This is a genomic window from Pseudaminobacter soli (ex Zhang et al. 2022) (genome assembly GCF_014595955.1).
Lineage (GTDB): Bacteria > Pseudomonadota > Alphaproteobacteria > Rhizobiales > Rhizobiaceae > Kumtagia > Kumtagia pseudosoli.
In genome coordinates, this window is the sequence record NZ_JABVCF010000011.1 from 1 (window position 1) to 16,166 (window position 16,166).

The following is a 16,166-nucleotide window of genomic DNA, read 5'->3' on the forward strand; positions in this document are numbered from 1 at the left end:
GGCGCTCACCGTCGCCCTACAATAAGGGGGTCAAAATTGGACGCCGATCAGGGGTCAGTTTTGCGCGCCGATTGACAACCAGATCGTAGCTGGCGAGGTTCGCCATATCCAAGAAGTACTTAGACTTCCGCTTGGGTTCTGCCCCAAGCCATTCCGACAGTTCCGTCTGTGCGATCTGCAACCAAGTAGGAAACTCCTCGGGGCAATTGAAGTCTCCGTCGATGAAACCGAACAGGGCATTGAGGTAGATGACGCGGCCCACGCCGGGGAACTCGTAAATCTCGCCCCCGCGCTTCCCTTGCAGTCGCTTCTCAAGCAGTTGCCGCCCCAGTTCCATGACGAAATGGTCTTCCGGGTAACGGTCGTCCACGAGAAACCAGTTGGCTATCTCTCGTCTGCGCTCATTGTCATCGCGACCGTGAAATGCGCCTAGCCCCATATTGCAGATCGTGCAGCAAGGTACGAGCTTGCATTCGCCGAACCGTTCTCGGATCGCTTTCTTGGTGATCAGCCCGCCATCTGCGAACCTGTGCAGGACATAGACGGGCGGCTGATGGTCGAGCTTTCCGTGGCTCGGCATTCCGCAATAGATGCACCTGTCACCAGCGACGGGCTGGTAGACAGGGTGGAAACGCTGCTCGGCAGCGCGGCGGTTGTATCGTTCCTTGACGCGGCCCATGAGGGTTGAGCACCGAGGTGATGTTCAAAGGCATGCTCGATGCTACCGGCGGACGCTGAAAGAACTGGTAAGTCGAAAGGAAAAACTGTTCGTTTCTGATCAGTGCGATGTCAGCGGATTTTCCAAGCCTAGCCACGAGTGCCGCGATGGCGGGCGCGAGCGCGTGGAAGATACGCCAGCAGACGGGACACGCTTCCGATACGATGCTGGCCCGCTACATCCGCGACGGTGACATGTTCACGAACAATGCCGCTGGCGCAGTCCTCTCGGGTGCTGGGAGGCAGTTATCCAGTGACTAATGCCCCGCCAATTTTCAACATTCGCGTTCAGTTCATGGCAATTGGTTCCGTGCAAGAATGAAAACATCGACTGTCCTCCTGCCCAAATGGAGCATGGAAAATGAATGTGACAAGTCCTTCTTTAACGAGAACCAAGAAGCTGGGGGACCTCGCAGAAAGTTTGGCTTTGGGGTTGTTGCAAGAGGCGGGGTTCAGAGAGGTAGTCGATCTCAACGTCGAAGCTCCGAACCACGCCGGGGGCGATTTTCTGGCTGAGCGGCATGGCGAGCGATTTCTGATTTCGGTCAAGGCGCGCAACAAGTTTCGGCAGAGTGGTGCGCTCAATGGCAGCTACAACATCTTCCCGGAGAAGGTGCGTAGAGCCGCCAGCCTTTATGATGCTGTTCCCGCTTGGCTGACTATTCAGGTTGATACGGGTCGCGCCTGCTATTCCGCCTACTTCGGATTGATAGACGCATTGCCCAATCCCAACGCGGTGGGCGTGCCGATGACAGCACGGGCTGTGGCGACCTATGAGTGCCTCGCAAGGGATTGCGACTGCCCGGACATCACGCTCGATCTATCCAATCGCAACAGTGCAGGAGCCGCCGTCATCGAGCGTCGGAACAGGCTGCGTGAACAAGCAACTGTTGCTTTCGTCTCTGGCTCCGCGAGGCAGTACACGACGAAACAGATGGGCGACGCTTGCGAGATGTTGGTCGCAGCAGAGCTAACCTTAGCGGGGGTGCCCGCATTGAAGGTGCCTGACAATTGGCCCGGATACGATGTGATCGCCCAGCCCCTTGATAGAAGTGCGCAGCGTATCTCAGTCAAGTCGAGAACATTCAAGCGCGGTGCGGCATATGTCGGCTACAACGACTATGACGAGTTCGACTGGCTCGCGATTGTCCTGCTCCCCGGTGAGGAGCTTTGCGACCGCACAATCTATGTGATCCCCCGATTGGTGGCAGAGGGTCTGGCGCGCCGAGACAAGCCGACGAGCAAGACGGCTGCGGAGCGATACTATCGAGTGGATCAAGTGCCCGAGATTTTCGCAGGCTGGAAGTCGAACTTCGGATTGAAGCACCGGGCGTGATCCGGGGGGCGCAGCTTTGATCGGGGGTCGGCATTGGTGACGCCCGGCCTGACGATGTAGAGCATCGGCAGGTCAGTTCTCTAACCTCCGATACGCTTTACATTTAGTAGCTCAGGAGTGCTCCCATAGCCGGGTCGTCATCGCAGGCTTGTCGGATTTTTGAAGCCTCCAACGACGCCCTCGTCAGAGCCGTGGCGAGTAGCCACTGGGGCCAGCGGATTTTGTCTTTGGCTATCCGCTACTGTGGTTGCGCTACTCACATTTCCTATTTTTTCGGCGTGAAGAGATCGTCCATCTCCGCATGAACCGTGGTCGATGCAGCCTCTCCGCGCTCACGCTCGCGATGCCACTCTTCCATTAAAACCCGGCGTGCCTCATCTCGGGCCTCTAAGAACATCTCTATGCAATCGGCAAGTTGACCCCCGGAAAGTTGCTCGTAGTCGCCTCGTTGCCATGTCTCCGCTGAGCGCACCTTCTCGCCATCCTTCGGGAAGAACAGATACTCAGCCGGACCATTCTGGTAATCGGTCAGCGAGAGAAAGGCATCCTCACAGATTGTGACCAGTAGGCGGCGTTGCATTAGGGTCAGCGACAGTGTGCTCCAACCACAGACAAAGATCGGCAAAAAGGTTCCGCGCTCGCGGATGACCGATAGCGGAGCAACAGGAACCTGCACCTCTCTCGATACCAAGAAATGACCCCGCTCAAAGTCGATGGGGTTCCGCGCAGCATAGCCGCGTTCATCGTCATGAGCGTAAAACGCCCTGACGAGTTCTTCATTTTGGACTTTACCGGCGGGCGAGCCGCGATGTCTCACGATCCCGAGTGCCGTCTCAAGTTCGATGCCTAGCTGGATGCGGTCTTTGATCGCCGCATACCCAGTCTGGTAAGTGAACTGGGGGATGCCCTTCGCGAATGACAAGATCGACTTCGTTGTGGAAGGAAGGTCCGCTCCTATGAAGCGAACCCAGTTGGGTCCAGCAGGCGGACGGTCGAGCTTGGCAATGATCTTTGCGTAGTCCTTTGCCATCAGTGTTTCGCCGTCTTCTGATACCATTCCCGGATCAGATCATCCGAGATTTTCATGGTGGGGTTAGCTCGATTGTCGTGGTTCCACGTCGTGTCCCATGGCCCGCCTCTTACGTGCGATTGTGCCACCAGAGCGCCGGGCGACATGGCTATGTATTTTGGCAGGATAGAGTTCAGAAAAGTCTCGTCTTCCGCGGTCAGATCGCACGATGCAGTGATACGCTGTCCCGTTTGTGGATCAATGCACGTTGCTCGGGAGACGATGTAGCTCTCTCCGAATGCCTTGAACTGGTGATATAGCTCACGAAAAACTGGACCGTGGGTCCAAGCTTCGATCTTCGCGGTTACGAGGGGGCGCGAAAATGTCGCCAGAAAGTCGGCATGCAGAAAGTAGACGATCTTGTTGATGTGGAGGTTGGAGATGCCCCGCCCTTCGCCATCCGCAACATCCAGCACATAGTTGGCAACTGCCCTTACGTCATAGGCCATACGCATAGCTAAGCAATTCCTGTTTTGTTCACAACGCCGAGGGAGCGATTTCCCCAAGACAGTAGCGGGCCTCTGGCAGGAGGCGTGACAACTGGTCGAGCCCGCCTTACCTTCGCCGCCGGGTGGGAGGAAAGCTATGATCAGCGTGAAATTCGCTCTGTCGTTTGAGGGCAACGAAGCTGACGACAACCAACTCGACTTTTATGACGCAGCGGATGCGCTCACTGGGTTCCAGCGGTCACTGGCCTTAACCACGCACCTTGTCCTCAATGGCGAGATCATCGTGCAGGCTCCGGCGCTGAAAGGTGCTCGGATTTTTATCAAATCACCCGAACAGGGGAGTTGGAAGGTCGTTACCACCGTTGGAATGATCATGGCTGGAGCACATCAGCTTGGCACTGCACCAAGAGATACGGTTATCGGGCATCTCGTTACATCGGCCTATGATTACGTCATCAACGAGACCCTCGGCTTTCACGTCGATTTCGACAAAACCCTCGGCCAACAGTATGAGGATGCGCAGCGACATAGACGGGCCATTGCGCCGAAAATCACCCAGTCACAAGTCGATGCGCTCATCGAGAAGTGCGAGAGTTCGATCAAGGAGATGCACCGGCCCATCTATGCATCGAAGACCGCGACCACAGCGAATTTGAGTTCTACATATCGGCGAGCAACTAAGCGCCTTGCAGAAATGGACGCCGACACATTCGACTATGTGAACCTGACTACACAAGTCGAGCAGCCGGTGGAAAATTCAGGTCGGGTCAGCAGTTACAACATCAACACATTCAAGGGCCGTGTGTATCTCCACGATGAACATCGGCCTATTCCCTTCGACCTCGCAGAGGGGTGCCGTGACCCCTTAAGCGTGCAGGCCGTTACTCAGAGCTTGCAACGGAACGCGAGGGATCGATTTAGCCCAGACGGAGAAATTCAGTTCTCAGCCTTCCGCTTTGAAAGCAGCACAGGTCGTCTCAAAAGGCTCCTGATCACTCGTGTCTTCCGCCCGGTAGCTATGCAAATGCAAGGGATAGGTGGGGTCCACTCCATAGCTGCGCAGTAGCGTCAAGCTCTCGCCTTGGTGTTAAGCTGCGTCCGCACGTCCTTCCCGTCCAACGAGCATCTATCGCCGTTCGTTCTGCGTAATTTCACCTGACAACGAATAGCTGTTTTCAGCATTCTCTTGCAAAACCAGTGCAAACGATTTCGTTTTGATGGCGCCAGCGTTCAATTTCTGATTGTCATCGCATTCACCCTGAGTAATTTGGGCTCATGGGGGAGTGTCTGACCAATACCCAAAAGCTGGAAGCTCTGATCACCGAAGCGCAAGCCTCTGGCGGGTCGGAATTGGCCAATTTCCAGCCGTTCATTCTCGGATTGTGCGAGGCGCTGGGGCTGGAGCGCCCGGCGATGGCGCAGGAGCAGAACGAGAGAAACGACTACGTGTTTGAGCGTCGGGTCGATTTCAAACACCCGGACGGCTCACGCACCGCCGGGCGGATCGACTGCTACCGGCGCGGACATTTCATTCTCGAAGGGAAGCAGTCGGGGAAACGGCTGGGTGCCAAGGTCCATCCTTCTCAGCTTGACCTCCTCCCGGAAGATGCGACCCAGCGGAAGCCCGGACAGGCGAAGCGGGGAACACGCGGCTGGGATCAGGTCATGCTCGCAGCCCGCAGGCAGGCCGAAGACTACGCCCGCGCTCTCCCGGTCGAGCACGGCTACCCGCCCTTCCTCCTCGTGGTCGATGTCGGCCATGTGATCGAGGTCTATGCCGATTTTTCCGGGCAGGGGAAGAACTACGCTCACTTCCCAGACCGTCAGTCCTACCGGATCAGCATGGACGACCTCCACGATGCGAAGGTGCAGGCGCGGCTGCGGGCCATCTGGACCGACCCGCTGTCGCTCGACCCCACGCGCATTTCAGCCGAGGTCACGCGCGACATCGCCGAGCGACTAGCAAAGATCGCGAAACGTCTCGAAGGCAAGCACGACGCGAAGGACGTGGCCGAGTTCCTGATGCGGTGCCTGTTCACGATGTTCGCGGAAGACGTGAAGCTCATTCCCGAGAAAGGTTTCCACAAGCTGCTCGGGCAGATGAAGGACACGCCCGAACATTTCGTGGCCGCGCTGGAGAGCCTGTGGAGCGTTATGGATGGTGGCGGTTACGCGCCGCACCTGAACGCGACCTTGAAGAAGTTCAACGGATCACTGTTCAAGAACCGCTCTGCCCTTCCGCTCGACAGAGACGACATCAACGAGTTGTGGATCGCTGCGGGTAAGGACTGGTCTGATGTCGAACCAGCAATCTTCGGGACCTTGCTTGAGCGGGCGCTTAACCCAAGGGAGAGGTCGAAGCTCGGAGCACACTACACCCCCCGTGCCTATGTTGAGCGCCTTGTCGTGCCGACCATCATCCAACCGCTCCGGGCTGATTGGGAGTTGGTTCAGGGGCAAGTGAAGGAGCTTCGCGACAAAGGCGACCACGTGGGCGCGCTGGCCGCCGTGAAGGCTTATCATCACAAGCTCTGTACGACGCGGGTGCTGGACCCGGCTTGCGGCACCGGCAACTTCCTCTATGTCAGCCTCGAACTGATGAAGCGGCTTGAGGGCGAGGTTCTGGAGGCGCTGGAGGGTCTCGGTGAGGACCAGAGGCGCTTCGCGATGGAAGGTGAGACCGTGAGCCCGCGTCAGTTCTACGGGCTGGAGCTGAACCCGCGCGCGGTGCCCATTGCCGACCTCGTGCTGTGGATCGGCTACCTCAAGTGGCAACTCAAGACGGCGGGCCTCTCCTCAATCACCGAGCCGATCCTGCATGCCTATGGAACCATCCGGCAGCAGGACGCGGTGATTACCTATGACCGTCAGGACTTGTTGCGGGACGCTCAGGGCCGACCGTTGTCGCGATGGGATGGCGTCACGAAGAAGCTGCATCCGATCACCGGGGAGGAAGTGCCTGACCCCAACGCGCAAGTGCCACTCTACTCCTATGTGAACCCCAAGCGCGCGCCGTGGCCGGAGGTCGAGTTCATCGTCGGCAACCCGCCCTTCATCGGCGGCAAAGACATGCGTGCCGAGTTGGGCGACGGTTATGCGGAAGCATGCTGGGCAGCACGACCTCACGTCCCGGGCGGGGCGGACTTCGTCATGCACTTCTGGGACGAGGCCGCGACCCGACTGTTATGGAAGCCGATTAGTGGGCAAACGAACCCGCTGAGGCGCTTCGGGTTCATCACCACCAATTCGATCACGCAGACCTTCTCGCGGCGGGTCATCGAGCGTCACATAGCGGCCAAGGAGCCGCTCTCACTCGTGTTCGCGATCCCTAACCATCCGTGGCTCAAGGCATCCGACAAGGCCGCCGTGCGGATCGCCATGACAGTCGCTGAGAAAGGCGACCATGAGGGTGTGCTGGCGGAAGTGGTCTCCGAGGCCGGACTGAACACCGACACACCGCAGATCGGGTTGGAAGCGCGTGAGGGGAAGGTTCGTGCGAACCTCACGATTGGGGCCGACCTCGCATCTGCAAAGGCCCTCTTCGCGAACGAACTAGTCTCAAGTCCCGGCGTGAAGCTCCACGGTGCGGGTTTCATCGTTACGCCTTCACAGGCCAAGGGGTTGGGGCTGGGGACGGTCGACGGGTTGGAGCGGCATATTCTTCACTATCGAAACGGGCGTGACATCGCGCAGCGTCCGCGTGGCGTCATGGTCATAGACCTCTATCCCCTCGAAATTGAGGAGGTGAGTGCACGCTTCCCAGCGGTCTACCAGCATGTGCTCGACAACGTGAAGCCGGAACGCGACCACAACAACAGAGCGAGCTACAAAGATTTTTGGTGGCTGTTTGGCGAGCCAAGAAAGGACTTCCGCCCAACTCTGGAGCGACTTCCCCGCTACATCGCCACTGTTGAGACGACACGCCACCGCACATTCCAGTTCCTCGACGCCAGCATCAGACCGGACAACATGCTCATATGCATCGGACTGGATACTGCCGAGCACCTAGCGGTTCTCTCATCACGGCTAAACGTCGCGTGGGCAATCGCTACGGGCGGTTGGCTGGGTGTCGGGAACGATCCGCGGTACTCGAAGTCGCGAACCTTCGATCCCTTCCCATTTCCATTGGCGGTCGATCCGAGATTGGCGTCCGGTAATCCGCTGTTCGCACAGCAGGAGCGGTTGCGTGAACTCGGTGAGCGGCTCGATACCTTCCGCAAAGAGCGGCTGGCACAGCATTCCTTCCTGACCATGACCGGCCTCTACAGCGCACTGGAGCGACTTCGGGAGTTGGAGAATGGTTGCGACGTGCCCCCCTTATCGGAGGCCGAGCGTGACATTCATCAGGCTGGGTTGATCTCTGTCCTCAAGGAAATGCACGATGACATCGACCGCGCCGTGTTCGTTGCCTATGGATGGGAAGACCTGATCCTCGAACTGGTGGGCAAGCCGGGTGCAACGCTGCCGTCTCCGTACAAGACGGAAGCACAAGAGCGCTCTGAGGAGCAGCTTCTGTCGCGTCTTGTCGCGCTCAATCAGGAGCGGGCGGCGGAGGAGAGAAAGGGCGTCGTGCGCTGGCTCCGTCCCGACTACCAGAAGCCGAAGCTGGGCGTGAAGGCACCGAAGGCCGAGGGAGAGCATGTCGGCCCCCTCGGCATCGACCTGCCCGCGAGCGCCGAGCGTCCGAAGTGGCCCTCGGATGGGCTGGAGCAGATCAGGCTGGTGCGCGACCTCCTCGCCAAGGCACCAGCGCCAGCACCACCTGACGCAATCGCCAGCGTCTTCGACGGCAGAAACACCTCAAAGCGCCGGGACCGCATCGCCGAGGTTCTTGAGACGCTGGTCGCTACCGGTCTTGCCCGCACCGGCGAGCATGAGGGCCAGCGGCGATACTTCCTGCCGAGATAGCAGGCAGGGGATGAGGAGTAGAGTTGCCGATCCCAGACTATCAATCGTTGATGCTGCCGGTCCTCCGCCTCGCGGCTGAAGGCGAGAAGCGTGTCGCCGATGTCGAGGACCGTATCGCGGACGACCTTGGACTGACGGCTGAGGAGCGGGAGGAGCTTCTGCCGAGTGGTCGTCAGCGCGTGCTGCACAATCGTATTCACTGGGCGAAGTTCTACATGAGCAAGGCAGGTCTGATCGCCTCACCCGCACGTGGCCGGTTCGTCGCGACCGAGGCAGGCAGGGCGTTGCTGGCACAGAACCCGGAACGGGTGGACGTGAAGCTCCTGCTCAAGCGCCCCGAGTTCAGGGATTTCTACAAGTCCAGCAACACCGCCGGGACGGACACCGACAGCAGTCGCGGGGAGACTGAGGGCCGCGATCTGGACAGCGCGAGTGTCACTCCGGAGGAGCAGATCGAAGCCGCCTACCAAGCCGTGGTTGCCGCGTTGAGGGCAGACCTGCTCGACCGGATCGGGCAGAACAGTCCCGCATTCTTCGAGGGCCTGATTGTCGATCTTCTGGTCGCCATGGGCTATGGCGGCTCCCACAAGAGTGCTGCTGCCCAGCTCGGACGTTCGGGCGACGGTGGCGTTGACGGTGTGGTGAACGAGGACCGGCTCGGGCTGGATCGCGTCTACGTGCAAGCCAAGCGATACGCGGCCACCAACTCCATCGGTCGCCCGGATGTGCAGGCATTCGTCGGGAGCCTCGTGGGATTGGGGGCAACCAAGGGCGTTTTCGTCACGACCTCGACGTTCAGCCCGCAGGCTCGCGATTTCGTCAAGCACTTGTCCCAGCGCGTCATACTGATCGACGGGCGGCAGCTCGCCGACCTCATGATCGAGCACGGGGTCGGAGTGCGTGTCAGCCGGGCCATCGAGTTCAAGAGGCTGGACGAAGACTTCTTTGCGGAGGAGTAGGAGAGGCGGGCGCGACCTCATGCGGCGAGCAGATCGAAGTCGATGTCGGCTTCCGTCCATGGCAGCGATCCTGCACTCCACTCCTCGTGGATCACCTGATTGACGCAGACGAGGACTTCCGACCAAACAAAGTCCCAGCTTTGCCCCGCGTCAGGGTCGCTGTCGCTGAGTTTGCGATCCCATGCCGGGTGAGACCCGAACCACTGTCGCGCATAGCCCACCGCGATCTCCAGCAACTCGGATTTCGTGATGGCGGTCGAGTTCTCAAGCCGCTGACGCAAACGGGTACGAAATCGGTTGAAGCGATCCAGCCCCGGTCGGACATAGACGGTGCCGTCAGCGCGGCGGGTGATCCGATACCCAAGGAAGTAGGCGCTTTCGCGCACATCGCGGATGCTGTCGTGTTTCAGGTCAAGTGGTCCGGCAGGGAGGCTTGCCAGCCGAGAGGTCAGGGCCTTGATGGACGCCTTTAGCGCCGACCGGGAGCGCGCACCTATGACCACGTCGTCAAGGTGACTGCCGTAGACCACGTCCCGTTTCCCCAGCGCGTGCTGGAGTTCCCGCCCCAAGACCGTGCGCGCGATTTGCGGAGCACAGACGTCGCCCTGTATGAGGCCCTGCCGGACCTGTTTGACCTTCGACCTGAGCGTACCCAACGTATAGGAGGGACACACAGGCTGATCATCGTCATCCCCGTTGAAGATGACATCGTCAGTGAGATCGATGCCAGTTCGCTGGTCGATGAACCTGATCGGGACATTCGCAGGAAGGAACACGATGTTCCCGACGATCCACTGCGAGAGTGGAAAGCCTGCAAGGTGTCCGGGTCTCAGGGACGGGAAGAAATCGCGAACATCGAGGCTGGCCCAGTAGTAGTACCCCTCGGAAATCGCCTGCTTGATGTCTGCAAATAGTCTGGTTTCCCCGCCCATCCCGGACACCGTGCTGTCATAGGGATTGTCCCCCACCGTCATCAGCAGCAGGTCCCGGACCATGAGCTGTTGGGCACGACGGCGCAAGCCTGTGGTACAGACGGGACGCCACGACTGCCCATGAGGCTGGGGGTGGACGATGACGGTCTCGTAGTAGCAGTGATCCAAGCTTAGGCTGTTTGCCCACGTCCCCAGCGTCTCGAACGCTACAGGCCCCCCGCGTTTCGCGGTCGCTCGCACGACTGCCATGAGCTTGGAGGCGAAACTTGACAGAAGGCGCTCCTTGGCAGCGCTGACCGCCTTCGGCTTCCCTTTGGCTATCGCCGCCCGGAGCGCCCTCAGTTGCTTGTGGTGGACCTTCTGTGCCTTGCGTAGGATGCGGACCTGCTCAACGCTGAACTGGCTGGCTGTGTCGCTGTTTTGGGAAACCCGTCGCCGGATGGCAGCTCCGACCTCGGCACTGATGCGGTTCATGGCCAAGTCAACGGTCATGGTCAGTTGCCCTTGGCGAAGGTGTCCAAGGCGTTGGCGTAGTACCAAACTCGACCGCCTCGCTTGGTCCACTCGGGTCCGACTTCCTCACCCCGCCATCGGTTGAGGGTCGAGACGCTGACGCCGAGATAGCGGGCAGCTTGTTCCACATTGAGCCGTGGGTTGACCTGCTCTTCAGCTTGTTGGGCTGCGATGCGCTGTTCGGCTACAAGGAAAGTCTGGTTGGGTTTCTTGATCGGCATATCGAGGCTCCGGTAGGGCGCTCGATGCGGATGATGCTACCGCTCCGATGTATGTCTCAATCAAGCGCTCTTAGCTGGCCGAGGAACGCGGAAAAAATCAAGTGGCAACATCTGGCCTCAGCCGACAATAAGTTGGGCGCTTTGGTAGCAATGGGTTACGTTGTGAATAGCGGGGAAAAACGGCTCCGAGTGAATTTGATTGCAAGTGTTTTACCAACTTTTCTCACTCCTGTTCGCGGGGACAGAAGGTGAGCGGTTTGACTTGGCGGGCAACCTGAATAGCATGGAGAGGCTGTTGAGTAAGTGCTCCTCATCGATGTTGGAGCCGTCGGACCGCGAGTAGCCAAGCGGACGCCTGCAAATGCGCGCCAGTCAGTTGCGCATACTCTTTCATGCAGGAGAGTTCGCGTGGTCCTAATCCTCAACAAGCGACGATCCACCTTTGCTCCTCGCGGCGGTGACAACGAGAACGAGCCGGTTCGCGTCGTGCAACCTGATACGATAGCTGAAGCTCGAAAGTCACTCCGAAAGATCACCCGCTATCTTGCGGAGCGAGCCGCAGTGGATGACCATCGTCAGGAGCACGGTGGAGAGTAACGATGGTGCGCGCGGCAATCTACGCGAGGTATTCGACCGACCTACAGGACCCTCGGTCCATATCGGACCAGTTCGCATACTGCCGAGAGTACGCGGCACGCGAGAACATAGAAGTCGTCAGGACGTTTGCCGATGAAGCTCGCTCTGGCGGGTCCATGATCGGCCGTGACGGGCTTCTCGACTTGATGCAGGCGGCCCGAGCCAAGCAGTTCGACGTGGTGATAGTGGAGGCGCTGGACCGACTGTCCCGCGACATGGAGGACTTGGCGGGTCTGCACAAACGGCTCCAGTTCGCGGGGATCGAAATCCGGGCGGTGAACGATGGGCCGGGTCCGGTCGATGAAGTCGTAGTCGGCCTCAAGGGGCTGATCGGCCACATGTACCGTTTGGACAACGCCAAGAAGGTCCGGCGCGGCATGTTCGGTGTTGTCCGCGAAGGGCGTAGTGCGGGAGGACGAGCGTATGGCTATCGCCCCGTGCCCGGTCAGACTGGCCACCTTGAAGTCGTCGCAGAGGAAGCGGAGATCATCCGGCGCATTTTCAGCGAGTATCTGAATGGGAACTCGCCTCGGCGGATTGCATGGGGCCTCAACCGCGACCATGCGCCCCCGCCGCGTGGCAAGGCTTGGAACGCTTCCACGATCAACGGTAACGCACAGCGCGGCAACGGCATCCTGAACAACGAGCTTTATGTCGGGCAGATCGTCTGGAACAAGGTACGAATGGTGAAGGACCCTGAAACGGGCAGGCGCGTCTCACGGATCAACGCGGAGCAGGACTGGCATCGCACCACCGCCGCGCACCTTCGGATCGTGTCAGACGATCTCTATGACCGCGTGCGGACCCTTCGGCTGGCTACTACTCGAAAGAAGCCCGAAATGCAGCGCAGGCCCAAGCGCATTCTCTCGGGGTTGCTACGTTGTGCTGTCTGTGGGTCCGGGATGACCACGAGCGGGAAGGACAAGTCTGGTAGAGTTCGCATCCGATGCTCAGCGGCACGGGAAAGCGGCACCTGTCCTGATCCCAAGACCTGCTACCTCGACACGGTCGAGGACTTGGTGATCCAGACATTGCTGCGTGAACTTCGCAGCCCCCATGAGGTCACCGAGTTCATCGCGTCGTACATCGAGGCAAGGAAGCGTCTCGTGGCGACTTCGGAGCGACGTCGCGGGAGCCTATCGAGAAAGATCGCGGAGAAGACCCGAGAGATCGACCGCATGGTGGATGGCTACGCCAAAGGGCTGCTGACCGATGCCGATCTTGAGGGACGGTTTCAGGACCTCAAGGCAGAGCGACAGCAGTTGGAGCGTGAGCTTTTAGACGTTCCGAAGGAAGTCAACGTAGTGGCCCTGCACGACAAGGCGCTTGGGCAATACGAGATCAGGCTCGCGCAGTTGCGGGAGGAGCTTCAGGCCGGTATGGACGACGGCAACAGTTCAGGAGCCAGAGGGCTTCGGGAACTGGTCGATAGCGTCATCGTCTACCCGAACCGTGAAGGCGGGGTAGGCGTCAAAATACAGGGGAAACTCAACGCTCTGGTGGGCGCGGAAGGCTTCGGCAGCCTCGGTGTTGTTAACGGTGGTAGCGGAGGAGGGATTCGAACCCCCGACACAAGGATTATGATTCCTCTGCTCTAACCGACTGAGCTACTCCGCCCCGATGCGAGAGCGACCGCTGCGGCGCGTCTCGAAGGCAGCGGCGGTATAGGGGGGCCGGACCAAGCCTGTCAAGCGATGGTACAGCAAATCCTCAGCACCATGGCGTCTTATGCTTCCCCCCGCCAGGTCGGCGGCGGCTCTGAAGCTTCTCGTCTGGCCTCTGGGCGTCTGAAGCTTGGGTTGAAGTCGGCTGGTCGTAGCGCCGTAGGCCGCCGACCGTCCGCTCAAGATGCGGTCGCGCAAGCGGTGCTGGCTCGAATGAGGCTTCGGAGTGCTCGCGCGCACTCCGTTGCATTCACGATGGACCGAACGACAGGCCGCCAATCCTGCACAGCCGGTTACCGACCGTTTTCGACTGAAAACAAACGTGCAGAACGCAGCCTTGAGTTCGCAGCGGGCGCTGGTTATGTCTGCCCGACCTACAATCCCCGGCCAAGCCGCCCTGAGATCCTGAATTGACCAAACCACGTATCGCTGTCCTCGGTTGCGGCTACTGGGGCGCAAACCACGTCCGCACGCTGAAGGGCCTCGGAGTCCTGCACGCAGTATCCGATGCCAATGCCGCGCGCGCCGAAGGGTTTGGCGTCGAGCACGACTGTCTTGCGATCGACCCTTGCGAGCTTTTCCGACGCGACGACGTCGATGCCGTGGTGATGGCGCTGCCGCCGCAGTTCCATGCCGAAAACGCCATCAGGGCGGTCGAGGGCGGCAAGGACGTGCTGGTCGAAAAGCCGATCGCGCTGACGGTTGCCGACGCGCAGCGGGCGGTCGACACCGCCGCGCGGCACGGCCGCATCTTCATGACTGGCCACGTGCTGCGCTTCCATCCCGCCTTCGAGCGGCTGAAGGAACTGATCGAGGCCGGCGAACTCGGCGAGGTGAAATACATCCACTCGCACCGGCTCGGCCTCGGAAAATTCCACACCGAGAACGACGCACTGTGGGACCTCGCCCCGCACGACCTCTCCATGATCCTGGCGATCACCGGCCAGGCTCCCTGCGAAGTGCGAGGGGAGGGGGCAGCGGTGCTCGACCGGCTCAGCGACTTCGCCCATCTGCACATGCTGTTTCCCAGCGGCCTGCGCAGCCATCTCTTCGCCTCGCGGCTCAATCCCTATCGCGAGCGGCGCCTGACCGTCGTGGGAACGAAGGCCATGGCGGTCTTCGACGATGTCGAACAGTGGGAGCGCAAGCTCGCCTTCTACAGGCACGAGATCTGGCAAGACAGCGGCCAGTGGCTCGCCACCACCAACGAGCCGACCTACATCCCGGTCGAGGGCGGCATGCCGCTCACCCGCGAACTGCAGCACTTCCTGCACTGCATCGAAACCAGGGAAGCGCCGCGCACCAGTGGCGAGGAAGGCGTGTCCGTACTGCGCATCCTCACCGGCGGTACGGTGATGCATAGCTGAGGCTTATGCCTCGAAAGCCAGGGGCGATTTTACTCGGCTGTTGCGTGGGCTGGCGCGGCTGAAAGCCGTTCCAGCATGGCCTCCGCTGCGGCACTGCGTTCCGAGCGCTGGATGAAGCCGCCGCCGAGAACGCGCGCCTCGTTGGAATCGTCCGAATAGAGCACGCAGGCCTGGCCCGGCGCGATGCCTGCCTCGCCCTCAGCAAGTTCCACCCAGACGGCCGCGCCTTCGCGGCGGAGCAAAGCGGGCCGGGGCGGCCGGGTCGAGCGGACCTTTGCAAACAGTTCGATGCCACCAGGGCCGATCGAGGCCAGATCCTCGTCTCCGAGCCAGTTCATAGCGCGCAGGAAAACCTTGCGGGTGTCGAGCGCCTCGCGCGGGCCGACGATCACACGCGCCCGGTCGGCGTCCAGATGGATGACGTAGAGCGGCTCGCCTGAGGCGACGCCGATGCCGCGGCGCTGGCCGATCGTGTAGCGCAAAATGCCCTCGTGGCGGCCGAGCACGCGCCCGTCGATATGGACAATGTCGCCAGGCTCGGCCGAACCCGGCCTCAACCGCGCGATCATCTCCGAATACTTGCCCTGAGGAACGAAGCAGATGTCCTGGCTGTCCTGCTTGTCGGCGACGCTCAATCCCAACTCGGCGGCGATCTCGCGCACCTGCGGCTTGGACATCCCGCCCAGTGGAAAGCGCAGATAGTCGACCTGCTCCTGGGTCGTGGCGAAGAGGAAATAGCTCTGGTCGCGATCGGCATCGACCGGACGGAACAGGGCGCGGTGCGCGCCATTAGCGCCGCTGCGGATATAATGGCCGGTGGCGAGTGCTGCCGCACCGAGATCGCGCGCGGTTTCCAGCAGGTCCGCGAACTTCACGGTCTGATTGCAGGAAACGCAGGGGATCGGCGTCTCGCCCGCCACATAGCTCTGCGCAAAGGGATCGATCACCGCCTTGCGGAAGCGCTCCTCGTAGTCGAGCACGTAGTGAGGGATGCCGAGCTTCTCGGAGACGCGCCGGGCGTCGTCTATGTCGCGGCCCGCGCAGCAGGAGCCCGCCCGATGCGTGGCGGCTCCGTGATCGTAGAGTTGCAGCGTCACGCCGACGACGTCATAGCCCTCCCGGGCAAGAATCCCGGCCACCACGGAGGAGTCGACGCCGCCGGACATGGCGACGACCACGCGCGTATCCGCCGGACGTCCCGGCAGGTCGAGGCTGTTCATCGGCATTCTCATCAGGGGTTCCGCAACGAGCTTTCGGCCAAGATATAGGCGAAAGGAGGGAGGCTTGCCACACCAGGCCGCGAGATCCCGGGTCGCGGCCGTCGACGCGCGTCATCCGGAGTTGTGCGGAGCGAAGCGACAAGCGGCTATCCGGATCCGTTCCGGGATCGGTGCC

The 16,166-nt window shown here is 60.5% G+C and carries 11 protein-coding genes, 1 tRNA gene and 1 pseudogene; 6 read left to right on the forward strand and 7 right to left on the reverse strand.

Annotated features, from left to right (window positions below):
* Positions 1-16 precede the first annotated feature (16 nt).
* On the reverse strand, positions 17-679 hold the full coding sequence (locus HUI96_RS19535) for a hypothetical protein (protein WP_188256375.1): 663 nt from the start codon (positions 677-679) through the stop codon (positions 17-19).
* A gap of 399 nt (positions 680-1,078) precedes the next feature.
* Between HUI96_RS19535 and HUI96_RS29490 the strand changes: the two genes are divergently transcribed.
* Positions 1,079-2,053: a hypothetical protein gene (locus HUI96_RS29490; protein ID WP_237684247.1), complete on the forward strand. Its 975-nt coding sequence runs from the start codon at positions 1,079-1,081 to the stop codon at positions 2,051-2,053.
* Between the two features lie 265 nt (positions 2,054-2,318).
* On the opposite strand, the gene HUI96_RS19545 is transcribed toward HUI96_RS29490, so the two are convergent.
* A complete protein-coding gene (locus HUI96_RS19545) occupies positions 2,319-3,083 on the reverse strand; it encodes a hypothetical protein (protein ID WP_188256376.1) in 765 nt (254 codons plus the stop codon).
* Positions 3,083-3,577 (reverse strand): Panacea domain-containing protein, encoded by a 495-nt coding sequence (locus HUI96_RS19550; RefSeq protein WP_237684248.1) that lies wholly within the window; start codon positions 3,575-3,577, stop codon positions 3,083-3,085. The genes HUI96_RS19545 and HUI96_RS19550 overlap by 1 nt, the downstream gene beginning before the upstream one ends.
* A 130-nt stretch (positions 3,578-3,707) precedes the next feature.
* Between HUI96_RS19550 and HUI96_RS19555 the strand changes: the two genes are divergently transcribed.
* The 3 genes from HUI96_RS19555 to HUI96_RS19565 all read left to right on the forward strand — a co-directional run bounded on the left by HUI96_RS19555 (position 3,708) and on the right by HUI96_RS19565 (position 9,438).
* Positions 3,708-4,637 (forward strand): hypothetical protein, encoded by a 930-nt coding sequence (locus HUI96_RS19555; RefSeq protein WP_188256377.1) that lies wholly within the window; start codon positions 3,708-3,710, stop codon positions 4,635-4,637.
* Positions 4,638-4,846: 209 nt separating this feature from the next.
* Positions 4,847-8,479 (forward strand): class I SAM-dependent DNA methyltransferase, encoded by a 3,633-nt coding sequence (locus tag HUI96_RS19560; RefSeq protein ID WP_188256378.1) that lies wholly within the window; start codon positions 4,847-4,849, stop codon positions 8,477-8,479.
* A gap of 23 nt (positions 8,480-8,502) precedes the next feature.
* Positions 8,503-9,438, forward strand: coding sequence for a restriction endonuclease (locus HUI96_RS19565; protein ID WP_188256379.1), 936 nt, complete (start codon positions 8,503-8,505; stop codon positions 9,436-9,438).
* 17 nt (positions 9,439-9,455) lie between these two features.
* Here the strand turns inward: HUI96_RS19565 and HUI96_RS19570 are convergent, their stop codons facing one another.
* The gene (locus HUI96_RS19570; protein ID WP_188256380.1) at positions 9,456-10,862 is read right to left on the reverse strand and encodes a hypothetical protein; all 1,407 of its coding nucleotides are present in this window, start codon (positions 10,860-10,862) and stop codon (positions 9,456-9,458) included.
* A 2-nt stretch (positions 10,863-10,864) separates the two neighbouring features.
* A complete protein-coding gene (locus HUI96_RS19575; protein WP_188256381.1) occupies positions 10,865-11,104 on the reverse strand; it encodes a helix-turn-helix transcriptional regulator in 240 nt (79 codons plus the stop codon).
* Between the two features lie 599 nt (positions 11,105-11,703).
* Between HUI96_RS19575 and HUI96_RS29495 the strand changes: the two are divergent.
* Positions 11,704-12,714: pseudogene (locus HUI96_RS29495) on the forward strand (recombinase family protein); the annotation flags it as partial.
* A gap of 566 nt (positions 12,715-13,280) precedes the next feature.
* Here the strand turns inward: HUI96_RS29495 and HUI96_RS19585 are convergent.
* A tRNA-Met gene (locus HUI96_RS19585) sits at positions 13,281-13,357 on the reverse strand.
* A gap of 457 nt (positions 13,358-13,814) precedes the next feature.
* Between HUI96_RS19585 and HUI96_RS19590 the strand changes: the two genes are divergently transcribed.
* Entirely contained in the window at positions 13,815-14,771 is a 957-nt protein-coding gene (locus tag HUI96_RS19590) for a Gfo/Idh/MocA family protein (protein ID WP_188256382.1), read from the forward strand.
* 29 nt (positions 14,772-14,800) lie between these two features.
* Here HUI96_RS19590 and mnmA read toward each other — a convergent pair whose 3' ends face one another.
* The gene (gene mnmA / locus HUI96_RS19595) at positions 14,801-15,991 is read right to left on the reverse strand and encodes a tRNA 2-thiouridine(34) synthase MnmA (RefSeq protein WP_188256383.1); all 1,191 of its coding nucleotides are present in this window, start codon (positions 15,989-15,991) and stop codon (positions 14,801-14,803) included.
* Positions 15,992-16,166: the final 175 nt, after the last annotated feature.